Raw genomic sequence first — 13,867 nt, 5'->3', positions numbered from 1 at the left:
ACCTGCTGGTAGGTTGAGTGCACTTAATAACAAGGGGGAGTTCATTGAGTACAGATTCATCCGGTGCTGATTCAGCACCGGGCCCAGGCGTTCGGACGCAGTCGTACACCCGCACGCCCGAAGCACTGCAGGCCCTAGCTGACGCCGTCGCAGGTGCCCAGGGCCGGCCGCTGCAGCCGGTCACGGTGATCGCACCCAGCCGCGCCTCCGCCCTGGACCTGTCCCACTATCTGGGCCGGGTCCTCAACGACGGCCGCGGCAGCGCAGCCGTCCGCACCACCACACTGGATGATCTAGCCGAGGAACTCGCGGCCGCAGCTGGTCGCCTGTCCAGCCGCGCGCCGCTTCCAGCTATGGTCCGTGAAGGCGCCGTCACCGCAGTGCTGGCCGAAGCGCCCGGGCTGTTTGCCGAAGTCGCCGACCAGCCGGCCACCGCGCGCGCGATCGCCTCGACCTCCGCAGCATTGGACGCAGCCTGCCCCGACGACGTGACCAGCCTGTCGCCGCTGGTGCGTGAGGTTGCCCGCGTGCACCGTGCCGCCGCTCGGATCCTGGGGAACAGCTGGTACACCAGCCATGACCTCTACTCCGCTGCCGCCGCCGCACTGCAGACACCGCAGATCCGCAAGCGCCTCGGTCCGGTGATCGGTTTCCAACTCGCCGAAGAGCAGGACCCGTCCGCCGCAGTCTTCCGTGCCGCGCTGGAACAGTACGCAGGCACCGTCTACCTCACTGCAGCATCCACCTCTGCCCCGGGTGAACAGATCCTGAGTGCCTCCGACGCCGACGACGAAGCACGCGCCGTCGTCCGCCTGGTCATCGAAAAGCTGGCAGCAGGCACTCCCGGCCACCGCATCGGCGTCTTCTATTCCGCCGCCGAGCCGTACCGCACCCTGCTGGCCCAACGCCTCGCCGAAGCAGGCATCACCTTCGTCGGCCCGTCAGCACACGGCCTGGCCGACACCGGTCTGGCCCGCGGGCTGATAAACCTCCTCAGCCTCAACCCGGCGAACCCCGATGTCCGGGTCCTCCTGGATGTCATGGCGCAAGGCGTCCTGCATTGGCAGGAGGAAAGCCTACCCAGCAGCGCCGTCTGCGAGCGCCTGCACGCCTCTCCCCCGGCTGAACAGGAGGACGCGGACGAGGACCACGAACCAACGGAAGCGGAACAGAAGCGGCAGCAGGACTACGCCCAGTTCACCGCGTTCATCGCGGTCCTGGGCGAACGCCTGTCTGGAGTTTTCGCTGCCCGGACCTGGACGGAGGTTGCGGACACTCTGGCGGACTTCGTCTCGGAATTCCTCGGGCCCCGGGCCGAGACGGAACGCCCCGAGCTCGGCAAGGCCCGCGAATCAGTCCGCGACGTGATCCGCGACCTCGAACTGCTGCACGGGATCGCCCCGGCGCCCACCGCCGCTGCGGTACGCGCCGCCGTCGCCCGCGGTATCGAGGCCCGTCGATTCTGGACCGGCAACAGCGGCACCGGAGTGGCCCTGGGATCGTACGACGACGGCGTAGGCCGCGACCTCGACGTCGTCTTCCTCACCGGGGCGGCGGACGGGCTCGCCCCCGCCCGTATCCGGGAAAACCCGCTGCTTCCCGACAGCACTGGCCATCTGCTCGCGGTGAAGCTGCCGACCGTCCACGAGCGGGCCGCCGCACGGAAGGACCAGTTCCTACGGCTGCTGGCCACCGGCGTCGAACGCACCATCCTGTTTCCCCGCGGCAACCTGCGCGCCGGCGGAACCCTGCAGCCCTCGCGCTGGCTCGCAGGGACAAAGGTCCGGCATCTGCCCTCCTTCGCGCACGGCCTGATGCACGGCTCCCCCACGGGCGTTGCCGCCACAGGGCAGGAATGGCGCGTCCGCCACCTCCTAGGCAGCGGCCCCCTGACAAGCGACCCGGTACTGGCCGCCGTGTCCGAAATTCGAGCCGACCGCCGGAACGGCACCTTCTCCCGCTTCAACGGCAACCTCACCGGAGTGTCCGGTTCCATCATCGATCCCCAGAAACCCATCTCCCCCACCAACCTCGAGGACTGGGTCATCAGCCCGCTGGCCTACTTCCTGCGCCGCGTCCTGAAGGCCGAATTGTTTGAGGACGTGACCCTCGAGGTCCAGATCAGCAACCTGCAGCGCGGCAACCTGATGCACCAGGTGCTCGAGGACTACGTCCGCGGCCTGACCGACGGCAGCCAGACGGTCTCCTCAGAGCGGCTGCTGGAAATCGCCGAAGCCGCGTTCGAGGCCACCACCAATCCGGCCTGGCTGCTGCACACCTGGGACCGGGACAAATCCCGGATCCGCACCGACCTGCAGAAGGTCCATGATTCGGATCAGCAGGCACGCGACGCCGGCTGGCAGCATCTGGCGGTGGAAGCCGAATTCGGCGCCGAGTCCGGTGAACCGCCGATGGAACTGGACCTGCCCAACGGCAACACCGTCCGGTTCCGGGGCAAGGTGGACCGCGTGGACCGGCATTCCAGCGGCCAGGTGCTCGTCATTGACTACAAGACCGGCAAGGCGGACAAGTATAAGAAGCTGACCCGCGAAGATCCCACCGCCGGTGGAACCCGGTTCCAGCTGCCCGTCTACGGCCTGTTCGCCCGGCGCTTCTCCGCGGACCCCGGGGCGGAGGTCCGGGCCGAATACCGGTTCATCACCGCCGACGGGAAGTACGAACGGGTCGGCTACGACGTGGGCCCCGACGTCGAAAGCCGGCTCCGCGAGGACGCCGGGCTGGTCATGGCGGCGCTGCAGGCCGGGGTTTTCCCGCCGCGGCCCGAATCGGACCGGTACACCAACCACACCACCCTGATGGGCGCCGCGGGTGTGCGGCACATCTGGGAGCGGCTCAAGGATGACCCCGCCCTCAGCGACTATTCCCGCTTCTTCCAGGAGGAAAAATGAGCCAGCCGAAGACCTCCCCCGCCAAACCGGCACTTAAGGACGACGACGATCGGCACCTCATCGGCACCGCCTTGGACACCACCGTTTTCGTCGAGGCAGGTGCCGGCAGCGGCAAGACCCACGCCCTGGTCGGACGCATCGCCGCCCTAGTGGACGGCGGCGTCGACATCGGCGGGATTGCAGCCATCACCTTCACCGAGAAGGCCGCCGGCGAACTCCGGGACCGGCTGCGCCGAGAACTGGCCAAGACCTACGGACTGGACGAGGTCCGGACCGAACGGCGGAACACGGCACTGGACCGACTGGACGCGGCACCCATCGGCACCATCCACTCCTTCGCCGCCCGGCTGATCAGCGAATATCCCATCGAGGCCGGAGTGCCGCCTCTGATCACCGTGGTGGACGAGCTCCGCTCCCAGATCGCCTTCGAACGCCGGTGGGAAGACGCCCAGCAGGCGCTGTTCACCGACCCGGAGGCCGACACCGCACTGCGCGTGCTGCTCGCCGTCGGCGTGACCCTGGACCAGCTGCGGAAGGTCGCCGCTGCCCTGGACGGCAACTGGGACCGGCTGCGGACCCACCCGCCGCAGCGGCAGAGCGTTCCGGTGCTCGACGTCGGGCCGCTGCTGCGCGCCGCCGAGCTCGTCCTCGAACGGAAGACGGACTGCACCGACCCCGCTGACAAGCTCATGAATCAGTTTCCTAAAGTGGAGTCTTGGCGGGCCCGGCTGCAGGAGGTCCGCGGGTCCGGGGATCTCGGCCGCATCATCGACGTGCTGAAGAGCCTGCCCGCAAAAGGCTATTCCGTTGGCAAACAGGGCAACTGGGGCGGCGATGTCAAAGGCGTCCAGCAGCAGTTCCTTGCCTTGGTTGAAGAACGGGATGCGCTTATCGCCGGACAGGTGTCCCCGGCCGTCAACACGGTCAGTGCGGTCTTGGCCGACGTCCTCCTCGCTGCGGCGAAGGTGCGGCAACGCAGTGGCGAGCTCGAGTACCACGACCTGCTCGTCCACGCCCGCGATCTGCTGGTGGGCGAGACGGAAGCCGATGCCCCCGCGCGCCTGCCCCTGCACGGGCGCTACACCCACCTCATGCTCGACGAATTCCAGGACACCGACCCTGTCCAGGCCGAGATCGCGGTCCGGTTGGCCGCGGACACCAGCTGCGGCACCGACGGCTGGGAAGACCTTCAAGTGGCACTGGGGCGCCTGTTTATGGTCGGTGATCCGAAGCAGTCCATCTACCGCTTCCGGCGGGCCGATATCGCCACGTTCCTCTCCGCCCGGGGTCGCGCCGTCACGGATCCAGGGTCCGAGGTGGCTACCCTGCAGACAAACTTCCGTTCGGGAACTGCGCTGCTTGACTGGATCAACACTGTCTTCGGCGAACTGATCGAAGGCAACGGGACAGTCCAGCCGGAATACGCCGACTTGGTGCCGGACCCTGCCCGGCCGGTATGGAACGACGACGACGGACCCGCCGTCGTCGTGCTCGGCCGCGACGGCGGTACTCCCGGCGGGAACGGAAAGGTGAGTGCGGCGGACCGGAACCGGCAGGAAGCGGCCGACGTCGCCGCCGCGGTCCGGCTGGCCACCGGCACCGGCGGAGTGCCGGCGTGGCAGCATCAACCCGGCAACAAGGAAGCGTTTGCCCGACGGCCGCTCGAGCTGCAGGACGTCTGCATCCTCCTGCCCACCCGCACTGCACTGCCCTATCTGGAGGACGCCCTCGACGCCGCCGGTATCGAATACCGGGCCGAAGCCTCCTCACTGGTCTACGCCACACAGGAAGTGACCGATCTGCTGCTGGCGCTGCGGACGCTGGCGAACACCGCCGATCAGGCGGCTTTGGTGCTGGCGCTGCGCTCGGCGCTGTTCGCCTGCGGCGACGACGACCTCTTCCGGTGGAAGCAGGCCGGTGGGGCATGGAACCTGTACGCACCGGCTCCCGAGGGACAGGAGGACTCCCCTGTCTGGAAAGCCCTGTGCTATCTGGCCACCCTGCACCGGGAACTGCCGCTGCTCTCCCCTGCGGAGCTGATCGAGCGGATCTCTGCGGACCGGCGGGTGCTGGAGGCGGCAACCGATACGCCGCGCTACCGCGACGTGTGGCGGCGGATCCGGTTCGTCATTGATCAGGCGCGTGCCTGGTCCGAGGCGACCCACGGCGGGCTGCGGGACTATCTGGTGTGGGCCGCGTCCCAGCAGGAAGAGAACGCCCGCGTCAAGGAGGCCATGGTCCCCGAGACTGATATGCAGGCCGTGCGGATCATGACCATCCATGCCTCCAAAGGCCTGGAATTCCCAATGGTGGTTCTGGCCGGCGCCGGATCCGCTCCGAAGGCCTCGTCTGCGCCCGCCCTGTGGGACGACGCCGGCAACGTTTTTGTCCGTTTCCTCAAGGGCATAGAGACGCACGGTTATGCCGACGCTGACGCGGTGGAGAAGGAGTTTGCGGAGGCCGAGCGCCGCCGACTGCTCTACGTTGCCTGCACCCGGGCCGAAAGCCATCTGGTGGTGTCTCATTACAACGGGTCCTCGAGCAGCCTCAGCGGTCTTTTGGAAGGGGTCAACGACGTCGAGCGAGCACCGAGTCTGGAGCTGCCGGAGGAACTCCTGCCTCTACCCAAAGCCCGGACCTCAGCGGATCCGGTGCAAGATTTTGGGGCTTGGCTGTCGTCGAGCACCGGCTGGGCCGCGGAATCGGCGCGGGTGTCCCGGACCTCGGTCACCGCACTCGCGAAGGGCAAAGGCACGGGGGTAACGACGGATTATGGGGTCGCCGAGGCCTTCTACGCTCCGGCGGGGGTTGAGGAAGTGCTTCCCAGGTACTCCGGTATCCCGGAGGAACACGGGCCGGTGTTCGGTACCGCGCTGCACCGTCTGCTGGAACTCACTGATCTGGAGCTGTCGCCGTCACTTCCCGGGCTGGCGGCCGACGTCGCCGCGGGTGCGGGGCTGCGCAACGCAACCGATCTGGAGGCGTCCGCCCGGTCAGCCCTGGAGAGTGCGCCTGTCCGGCGGGCTGCCGAACGCGAGCACTGGCTGGAGCTGCCGATCATGGTGCCGGAGACCGGACACACCGTGGAGGGCATCATCGACCTGATGTACCGGGAGGAGGACGGCAGCCTCGTGGTCGCCGACTTCAAGACCGATATCAGCGTCAGCGAGGACCAGCTGGCTGCCTATTGGCGACAGCTGGGCACCTACGCCAAGATGATCGGCCGGATCACCGGGGAAGAAGTCAGCGAACTCGTGTTGATTTTCTGCCGCGCCAGCGGTGCCGAGGTCCTGAGGAGGACGCGTGGCTAATGTGACTGCATTCAATGAATCGGATCTAAGAAGTCGGGGCTTCACCGGCTTCAAGGCGTTCGGCGACCTTGATCTGGGCGACGTGCCCCGAGAGCCCGGCGTCTACGCAGTGCTGCGGAGCGCGAACAGTGCGCATGAAGTGCTCGACACCAGCGTGGGCGGATGGTTCAAGGGCGCGGACCCGACGGATGATCCTGCCAAGCTGAAGGGCCGGTTGTGGGATGCACCGACGCTTTATATCGGCAAAGCCGATGCGGGTACGAGCAGCACCCGCGGCCTGCGGAAGCGGATCAGCGAGTTCGCTAAGTTCGGTCAGGGTCTACCGGTCGGCCATTGGGGCGGGCGGTACATATGGCAGCTCTCAAACTCTCGGGACCTCCGTATCGCTTGGCTTCCGGTTACTAATCGGTCCGCCAAGGTCGTCGAGGACGAGCTACTGGAGGAGTTCTTCGTGGCCTACGGCCAGCTACCCTTTGCGAATCTTCGGCGGTAAGTCCAAACTCCAGGCCGATCCCGGCCTCTTCGAACACCCCTATGAAAAGGAAATACCTTGTCTAAATCTGACATCTCCACACTGGTTGATTTCGTCCAGGCTGAGCTTCCACGCGACACCTGGAAACCTTGGCCCGGCGGCTGGCCGGAGCAGGTCGAAGCTGCCCTTATCGATGCTGTACTGAGTATCGCCGCTAAGTACGGAACACCGGAGAATGGTGTGCGCGGCGCGGTCTCCCGATACCGAAAGGCAGTAGGCACAGACCGACCGAATGATCTGGTGCGACTGGCCGGCCGTGATCCCGAGGAGCTGCAGGCTGTCCTCAATGACCAGAAGGTCAGCGGACGCACTAAGGCCTCTGCGATCGTTGAGGCCGCGAACAACCTGCTGGCAGCAGGCGTGAATTCGGCAGCCGATCTGGATCCTCGGAACCCGGCCCATAAAAAGGCCTACACCGATGTTCATGGGCTGGGGTGGGTGACCTGGGAGTATTTCGGAATGCTGCTGGGCAAGCCGGGCATCAAGGCGGACCGTTGGATTATTCGTTTCGTCAACCGGGCACTGTGCCGTGAAGCGCCAGCCGCGGAGGCCCGGTCACTTCTCATCGAGGCGGCCAGGGAACTCAACGCGACACCCACAGAACTCGATCACGCCATCTGGGCATACGAACGTGACTACCAGGAACCTGAACGAGGAGCGACCGCGTGAATGGGCTAACTTGGGACTCGGTGCACGAGACCATCCACCGGGATATTAAGTGCCTCGAAGACGGCGGTTTTGTTGCCATTGAATACAAGCAAGAGGTTGTGGATGCCGTCTTCCCCTATGCGCAGGTTGCGCGCGTGGGTAACCACTATTGGTGCGAGATATCCTCGAACACCTTTTTGCCCGGAGACAGGTGGCCCCTGCACGGAGACATTCTGCGTGCGGCGGGCTGGAACCCTCCGGATGATGACTGCCCAAATTGGTCCAGCGACTGGACCAATCCCAATGCCGCAACGGCTGCCGTCATTCATGGACTACGTTACGGGCGGGCTTGTACCAACCCTGGCGTAATGGAGTGGCACACGGCGACCTCTACACGGCAGGTGGGATTAGTGCACCGGTTTAGGGCATTATTCCGCCGAAAACCTCGGCTGTCAGCGTGGTGATTCGCCGTCCCAGCTCGTAGGGCTTCCTATCAGGCACGTGGGATCCAAGGGACCTTCTTTGCCCGGCGTAGCCGTCCAGGATTGGTCGTCTCCCAACGTCATTTCAATGATCGATGCCAGAACCCGGTAGCTCAGAGCTCGTCTGATTGTTTTCGGAGCTCTGTCAGGAAGGTCTATGCCAACGGATGTTTCGAGGGCAAGGGTAATTTGCCGCGCAATGGCCATTTCAAATGCCCTGTCCCATTTGATTTTATTGTGCCGACCCTCCTTGAAGGCGGCAAAGCCAAGTCCCCTGCGCCTGGTATTCCAGCCCCCCCGCCGATCAACGAGCATCAAAGCATCCGCGTGCGCGCTGTTGCCGCCGACCTCCGGGAGTCCTACAAGGAGCGAGGAGTTCCTTCAGATCGCTTGCGACCGCCACGAAAGCGCATCAATTTTTGCATAGCCGATGGTTCCATGTTCTGGGTATTGGACTACTGCCCCATTTATTCATTTTCGATTGCACCCCAGTTATGCGGCCACATAGGGACCCCGGCGCCGCATTGCTCAGCGTGAAACCGTTTGGCCGGAAAGCTAGGGTTCCCCCCGCCGCCACAACCGCGACGGCCGCCCGCGAGTGCCGTCGGACATCAGCCCGGTACCAATCAGTTTTGGTTCCATTTGCCGGCGGAAGGTGTCACGCATCAGCGGCTCCCCCGCCACCGTCTCGTGCACGGCGCGCAGCTCCTTCAGCGTAAAGGGCTCTTCCAGCAGCCCCCCGGGATCCGGCGTATTCAGGTACGCCGTGCGAAGCCACTGTACGGCCTTATCCACCATCTCCGCGTGCCCGTACGGAAGCTCGGCGAGCAGCTCCCGTTCCTCGGTGATCGAAGCTAGCCGGACGCCGCCGGACTCCAAAGCCGGCTCCAGCGCACGGAGTGGAACGGCGTCGACGTGCGCCACGGACAGGACCCAGCCCCGGTCATCACGCTGGGGATTGTCAAAGACGTGAAGTTGCTGAGGCACCCGCCCCTCCACTCCGGCCTTCTCCCGCAGGCTCCGCAGGACGGCCTGGGCCAGGGTCTCGCGTTCGTGAAGGAACGTCCCCGGCAAAGCCCACCCGGGCGAACCCTGGACCTGCCGGCTCACCAGGAGTACGCAGATACTCCCCCCGGCCACGGTCAGGACAGCGGTATCCACCGCCACCGAGGGCCGCGGATAGTTAAGCAGGGACGACGACGATTCAGATTGGTCTTTTGGCACAGCACTATTTATCTCAGTCTTGCGCAAAAGATGCAAGGCGTGCATACTGGAACCAGTTAGCGCAGAAATGCGCAAAAGAACGTTCACCCACTCGCCCTTATGGAGGCCCTATGAACCTGAACTCACAGCAGAACCACCGCGCCGCCGGTGTCCTCGTCGCCCTCGCCGTCGGAGATGCCCTCGGCGCCGGCTACGAATTCGGCGCACCCCTGCCCGACGGCACCGAGGTCACCATGAAGGGCGGCGGCCCCTTCGGGTTCGACCCGGCCGAATGGACCGACGACACCTCCATGGCCATCCCCATCGCCGAAGCATTCATCGACGTCGGAACCACACCGGAAGCGCTCACGTCCGTGGTCCGCGCATGGACCGCTTGGGCCCGTAACGCAAAGGACGTCGGCGCGCAGACCGGCAACGTCATCGCCCGCGCCCGCCGCATCGCCAGCGACGACGGCCGGACCGACGCGACCGCTGACGACTTCGCCCGCGCAGCCCAGGAGTTCCACACCCGCGCAGGCCGCAGCGCCGGCAACGGCTCCCTGATGCGCACCGCTCCCCTGGCCCTGGCTTATCTGGACCGGGAGCCGGCCGAACTCATGAAGGCGGCCGGGGTGCTCAGCGCGCTGACCCATGTCGAAGACGACGCCCAGGAAGCCTGCGGGCTGTGGTGCGTCGCCATCCGCGACGCCGTCCTGACCGGAAAACTGGAAATCCGCACCGGTCTGCCCCTGCTGCCGGTGGACCGCGCCGCAGTGTGGCGGGAGCGGATCGAAACCGCCGAACGCTCCCGGCCGCGCGACTTCACGAAGAACGGCTGGGTCGTGGAAGCACTCCAGGGCGCGTGGAGCGCCATCGCCACCACACGCACTACTTCCGGCCCCGACCATCTCCGGGCCGGACTGGAAGAGGCGGTCCGCGGCGGCCGGGACACCGACACGGTGGCCGCCATCGCCGGCTCCCTGCTAGGCGCTGCCTACGGCTACTCTGCCGTTCCGTTTGAATGGCGCCGCAACCTGCACGGCTGGCCGGGCCTGCGGGCGCACGATCTGATGACGCTCGGCGTCGAACTCGCCTCCGGTGCGGGGCATCGTACGCAGGAGTGGCCGCGGGCCGAGCACCACGATTACAGCTCGTGGAGCAGGACCGATGTCCTGGTCCAGCACCCAGACGACGACGGCGTCTGGCTCGGCGGCGTGGGAGCAGTAGCCAGAACTGCCGAACTGGGCATTGATGCAGTGGTTTCCTTGTGCCGGCTGGGAACGGCCGATGTGCCCGGCATCGCACAGGAGAACCACGCGACGTTCTGGCTCGTGGATTCGGCTGCCGCGGATTCCAATGCCTACGCCGGGTATGTACTGCAGGAGGCTGCCGCCGCCGTCGAACGTTTCCGCGCCGAGGGCAAGAAGGTGCTGCTGCATTGCGTGCGCGCCGAGTCCCGGACACCGACGGTTGCCGCACTCTACGGCGCCCGGGCCACCGGGGTGACTCCGCTCGAAGCGCTCGAACGCGTACGCCGCGTCCTCCCCAACGCCCACCCGAATCCGGCGTTCCGGGACCTGCTGGCCGCCGAGGCAGCGGGTCGACCCTCCGCATAATTCGAGCCGAACCGGTCCCTGGACCCACCAATACGTGGACCAGGGGCCGGGCATGGTAGGAATTCCTTATGGGGGAATCACACGTCTTCGTGACCAGAGGCAGCCTGACCAACTTCGCCTGCGATGCATGGCTGCTTCCGACCGATCGCACCTACAGCATTGCTGGGCACTGGCGGGAGGCACTCCCCGGACTGGAGGCAGTGATAGCCAGCAGCAGGGACGTCGGCTTCTCCCGCGGGGCTAAGCTCGCGCAGCCTCTCGATTCCTGGCCCTCCGACGAACCCATGCCGGTCCTCACTGCCGTGCCGTATTACGGCATTTCCTCGGTCGAGGATCTGGTTCCACCGTTGCGTGAATTCATTCGGGTCGCAGCGGAGCAGGTCGAACGACGACGGCGAGCTGCGGGCGACGATCCGTCCCGTCCCGTTCCCTTGCTGGCCATGCCACTGTTCGGCACCGGCGGCGGCGGAGCAGGACTGGTGCGAGGCGACGTGATTCAGCGGCTTCTCCAGGAGGCACGCCGTGCGGCGGCCGAGTCCGGCGTCGACGTCGCTCTTATCCTCACGAACGAAAAGGACTTCGCCTTCGCCCAGGAGCTGCGGAAGCGTCAGCCGGACTGGTGGAAACCCCTCGATCGGGAGCTGAAGGATCATGCTGCACGACTAGGTGCGCATGCCCGGGACGGCAAGCTCGTTCCTTTTATGGGCGCGGGCGTCAGCATGAGCGCCGGTGCCCCGAGCTGGGACGATCTTCTGGCGGCTCTGGCCAAGGCCGCACAGCTCTCACCCCCTGAGAGTATGTCGCTCAAAAAGCGCGGGCATCTGGACCAAGCCGGCATTTTGCGCTCTATCTATGAGGAACGCTCCGAAGCGGGCGGGCGGAGTTTCAATCAGGCCATTGCCGACCTGGTGGAGCTGAAACGCTACGGTTTGGCACCGGCCCTCCTTGCCAGTCTGGGCAGCCGGGAGGCGATCACCCTGAACTACGACGAACTCTTTGAATTCGCTTCGGCCGACGCCGGCGTCCCCCGGTCGGTCATTCCTGACGGCGGTGGGGAGAACGACGACTGGCTGCTGAAGCTTCATGGTTCGGTGACGAACCCTGACTCGATCGTCCTCACCCGCGACGATTATCTCGGTTTCAACGCATCACGCAACGCGCTCTCGGCTCTGGTGAAAGCCACCCTCATGACGCAGCACATCCTGTTCGTCGGCTTCGGCCTTGCCGATGACCACTTCCACGAGATCCTGCATGATGTGAAGCGTGCCCTTCCTCCGGAGCCCCGGGGCAAGGATGGATCCGCGACGGCGCTGATGCTGTCCGCGGATCCCCTGGACCGGCGGATGGTTTCCCAGCTGAACCTGGTGCCGATGAATGAGGAATCCGGTACCGCGGCAGGACGGACCCTCGAAATCTTCCTGGATCTTCTCGTAGCCCTGTCGACGGACAGCCATTCGTATCTTTTGGCCGAGGGCTACGAAGGAGCTTTGACCGAATCCGAGCGGTCCCTGCGGGAAACCCTGTTGGATCTCACTAAGCGGCTCACCGAGGACGAAGCTCAAAGCAGCGGAGGCCTCCGCCTGCAGGAGATGCTGGCGGAGCTGGGAGCTCCGACTCCCAGCTCATAGTCCGGTCAAGCCTCTTGCACCAACCTGCTTTCAGGCTCTAGGAAACGGCGTCTTGGACCAGTCCCGTGCGTATTCGTCGGAAACTTCCGGCCAAACGAGCCTGCGCCCATCAGTGACTGACTGGATTTCTTCCACCAACGCCCCGGATACGACGAAATCGTGTGGAATAGGCCTTCCAGCTCTGTCTGTCCGTCCTTCCGGATCCAGAAATCGCAGCACCACTTTATCGCCGACACGGCGGCAGACCTCAGGTTCATCTTCCAGACCGGCGAACGCCTCCTGATATGCGGGGAGCGGGTCCATAAGACCGCCGTCACGGAGGAATGTGAAGCCCCAGCCCTGACCGCGGGTCGCCCAGATCAGGCTCATCTACGGCTCCTCAGAAGAACGCCGTCCTCTTCGGCCTGATCCAGATCCATTCTGAAACGGGTCAACGTCGCGGAAAGGTACTCCTGTTTGGCCATCGCGTCAGCGTTCATTTCTCGAACCTTGTCCCCCGCTAGACTCACCGCACCACTCAGCACGCTCGGCCCAACAAGATTCACCAGTTGGCCGATCCTGCCCGGGATCTCAAATTTGCGTCCATTTAGTGCTGCAGCCAGAGCACCTACCCCACCCAATAGATTCTCAACCACTTTTCCGGGAAGTTTCTTAGCCTGAACCCACTTTGCGTGCCGCTCGAATGGGAGCATCGCTGCCAACGGCTGGATCAAGTCGATGCCGATACGCTTGTTGACCTCAATTTCGCCTGGGCTAAATTTCGCGGATGAGAACAGTACGAAGTCCTCTCCCACCGAAAGTGCGTCGCTTCCTTCAACGAGCTCAGCCAGCACCTTGCGCAGCGCGTCCATATCGTCACAAGCCTTCTCGATGAGAAGATCCCGGAATTTAAAAACGTCCATGTCTGGCAGCAGGTCCGCCTTGGTTAGGGCCATTACCCAGATGCGCGGAAACTCCACGAGTGGCTTGCCATCGTCTAACAGGTCATCCTTGAGCGACAAAAGACCGTTTTTGAAGTTGCCCAGCAACGATTTTAGGTAGCGCTCTTCCTCGCCAGCGTTGTCCAACAATAGCTGGGCATCGACTAGCAAGAATGCGACGTCAGAACCGAGAAGAGACCTAAAGGCGTCAACTCTCCCCTGAGCCTCTGTGGGTCCAGATACGCCTTGCTCGAACCACTCGCCGGGATAGTCATGCCACACAAGGCGCAGGGCATCGAAGGGTTTGGTCTTCAGTCCCTTGACCTTTGCACCTTCCTTCAACTTCACCGAGAAGGCATAAGATGTCGAGGTTTTGGTCATCATAGGCACCTGAGACGACTTTTGCATTCCCAGGTAATTACGATGCAGTCTCGTGCCCTGGCCGATATCGTCTGCCACCACGTGGAACAAATTCTTTTGCATGTACGCGGGCTCCTGTGTTGCCCCGTAGAACGAGGAAAGCATGACAGTCTTGCCACTGCCACTCTCGCCAAACACTGCAATGTGTTGTTCTAACGCTCTGCTCAATTTCATATGAGAAGCGTACGCGGGCAGGGG

11 protein-coding genes are annotated in these 13,867 nt (G+C 64.5%); 7 read left to right on the top strand and 4 right to left on the bottom strand.

Going from position 1 to position 13,867, the window contains the following annotated elements:
- The first annotated feature begins 44 nt into the window (after positions 1-44).
- From LJ760_RS11900 to LJ760_RS17585, 5 genes are read left to right on the top strand one after another with little or no spacing between them, the layout of a single operon-like run.
- A complete protein-coding gene (locus LJ760_RS11900; protein ID WP_227923221.1) occupies positions 45-2,909 on the top strand; it encodes a PD-(D/E)XK nuclease family protein in 2,865 nt (954 codons plus the stop codon).
- Complete coding sequence (locus LJ760_RS11895) at positions 2,906-6,220, top strand: UvrD-helicase domain-containing protein (RefSeq protein ID WP_227923219.1); 3,315 nt, start codon at positions 2,906-2,908, stop codon at positions 6,218-6,220. The genes LJ760_RS11900 and LJ760_RS11895 overlap by 4 nt, the downstream gene beginning before the upstream one ends.
- Positions 6,213-6,713, top strand: coding sequence for a hypothetical protein (locus tag LJ760_RS11890; protein ID WP_227923217.1), 501 nt, complete (start codon positions 6,213-6,215; stop codon positions 6,711-6,713). The genes LJ760_RS11895 and LJ760_RS11890 overlap by 8 nt, the downstream gene beginning before the upstream one ends.
- 57 nt (positions 6,714-6,770) lie before the next feature.
- Complete coding sequence (locus LJ760_RS11885) at positions 6,771-7,421, top strand: hypothetical protein (RefSeq protein ID WP_227923216.1); 651 nt, start codon at positions 6,771-6,773, stop codon at positions 7,419-7,421.
- Complete coding sequence (locus tag LJ760_RS17585; protein WP_442860662.1) at positions 7,418-7,864, top strand: TY-Chap domain-containing protein; 447 nt, start codon at positions 7,418-7,420, stop codon at positions 7,862-7,864. The genes LJ760_RS11885 and LJ760_RS17585 overlap by 4 nt, the downstream gene beginning before the upstream one ends.
- Here LJ760_RS17585 and LJ760_RS17580 read toward each other — a convergent pair.
- Together LJ760_RS17580 and LJ760_RS11880 are read right to left on the bottom strand one after the other, a co-directional pair.
- Complete coding sequence (locus tag LJ760_RS17580) at positions 7,853-8,197, bottom strand: TY-Chap2 family putative peptide chaperone (protein WP_442860661.1); 345 nt, start codon at positions 8,195-8,197, stop codon at positions 7,853-7,855. The genes LJ760_RS17585 and LJ760_RS17580 overlap by 12 nt on opposite strands.
- A 240-nt stretch (positions 8,198-8,437) precedes the next feature.
- A complete protein-coding gene (locus tag LJ760_RS11880) occupies positions 8,438-9,106 on the bottom strand; it encodes an NUDIX hydrolase (RefSeq protein ID WP_227923215.1) in 669 nt (222 codons plus the stop codon).
- Positions 9,107-9,216: 110 nt separating this feature from the next.
- Between LJ760_RS11880 and LJ760_RS11875 the strand changes: the two genes are divergently transcribed.
- The gene (locus tag LJ760_RS11875) at positions 9,217-10,701 is read left to right on the top strand and encodes an ADP-ribosylglycohydrolase family protein (RefSeq protein ID WP_227923214.1); all 1,485 of its coding nucleotides are present in this window, start codon (positions 9,217-9,219) and stop codon (positions 10,699-10,701) included.
- A 68-nt stretch (positions 10,702-10,769) separates the two neighbouring features.
- Positions 10,770-12,329: an SIR2 family NAD-dependent protein deacylase gene (locus LJ760_RS11870; protein ID WP_227923213.1), complete on the top strand. Its 1,560-nt coding sequence runs from the start codon at positions 10,770-10,772 to the stop codon at positions 12,327-12,329.
- Positions 12,330-12,359: 30 nt separating this feature from the next.
- Here the strand turns inward: LJ760_RS11870 and LJ760_RS11865 are convergent, their stop codons facing one another.
- Together LJ760_RS11865 and LJ760_RS11860 are read right to left on the bottom strand one after the other, a co-directional pair.
- Positions 12,360-12,698: a hypothetical protein gene (locus tag LJ760_RS11865; RefSeq protein ID WP_227923210.1), complete on the bottom strand. Its 339-nt coding sequence runs from the start codon at positions 12,696-12,698 to the stop codon at positions 12,360-12,362.
- Complete coding sequence (locus tag LJ760_RS11860; protein ID WP_227923208.1) at positions 12,695-13,843, bottom strand: ATP/GTP-binding protein; 1,149 nt, start codon at positions 13,841-13,843, stop codon at positions 12,695-12,697. Before LJ760_RS11860 ends, LJ760_RS11865 begins: the two co-directional genes overlap by 4 nt.
- Positions 13,844-13,867 lie beyond the last annotated feature (24 nt).

Source organism: Arthrobacter sp. zg-Y895, from assembly GCF_020731025.1.
In the GTDB taxonomy this organism is placed as follows: domain Bacteria; phylum Actinomycetota; class Actinomycetes; order Actinomycetales; family Micrococcaceae; genus Arthrobacter_B.
The sequence above is the reverse complement of the archived record's forward strand: the minus strand, read 5'-3'. Positions and strand labels throughout refer to the sequence as shown.

Coding starts and splice junctions, on each gene's coding strand:
- LJ760_RS11860 (WP_227923208.1), bottom strand. CDS start 13,843: ATGAAATTGAGCAGAGCGTTAGAACAACACATTGCAGTGTTTGGCGAG.
- LJ760_RS11870 (WP_227923213.1), top strand. CDS start 10,770: ATGGGGGAATCACACGTCTTCGTGACCAGAGGCAGCCTGACCAACTTC.
- LJ760_RS17580 (WP_442860661.1), bottom strand. CDS start 8,197: ATGCTCGTTGATCGGCGGGGGGGCTGGAATACCAGGCGCAGGGGACTT.
- LJ760_RS11865 (WP_227923210.1), bottom strand. CDS start 12,698: ATGAGCCTGATCTGGGCGACCCGCGGTCAGGGCTGGGGCTTCACATTC.
- LJ760_RS11895 (WP_227923219.1), top strand. CDS start 2,906: ATGAGCCAGCCGAAGACCTCCCCCGCCAAACCGGCACTTAAGGACGAC.
- LJ760_RS11875 (WP_227923214.1), top strand. CDS start 9,217: ATGAACCTGAACTCACAGCAGAACCACCGCGCCGCCGGTGTCCTCGTC.